Origin of the sequence: Lysinibacillus sp. GbtcB16 (genome assembly GCF_019091145.1) — a bacterium.
GTDB lineage: Bacteria > Bacillota > Bacilli > Bacillales_A > Planococcaceae > Lysinibacillus > Lysinibacillus fusiformis.
In genome coordinates this window covers 1-255 of record NZ_JAGXJV010000609.1, presented here as the reverse complement: position 1 = coordinate 255, position 255 = coordinate 1, and the positions used below count along the sequence as shown (strand labels likewise).

Genomic DNA, 255 nt, shown 5'->3' with positions numbered 1-255 from the left:
CTTTAATCTCCGTCGAGGAGGAAACGCGGAACAGCGAGAGAATCGTTTGCCTCCGGATGAATGCGTAATTGACCAGCATAATGAACAAATAAATGGCGCCAAAGACAAGGAACGTTTGGATCAATGCAGGTGTTGAAAAGTGCAGCGTTGCAATGGCGTCGACACCCGTAAGGCGGAACAGAGCCATCAGAATCAGTTTAGAGACGGAGAAGCCGACGAAGCTGCCCGCCAGCAAGGAGCCGAAATACAGGACGA

1 pseudogene is annotated in these 255 nt (G+C 51.0%); it reads right to left on the bottom strand.

The features are described 5' to 3' along the window. A pseudogene (locus KVT27_RS25395) lies at positions 1 to 255 on the bottom strand (bacitracin ABC transporter permease); the annotation flags it as partial.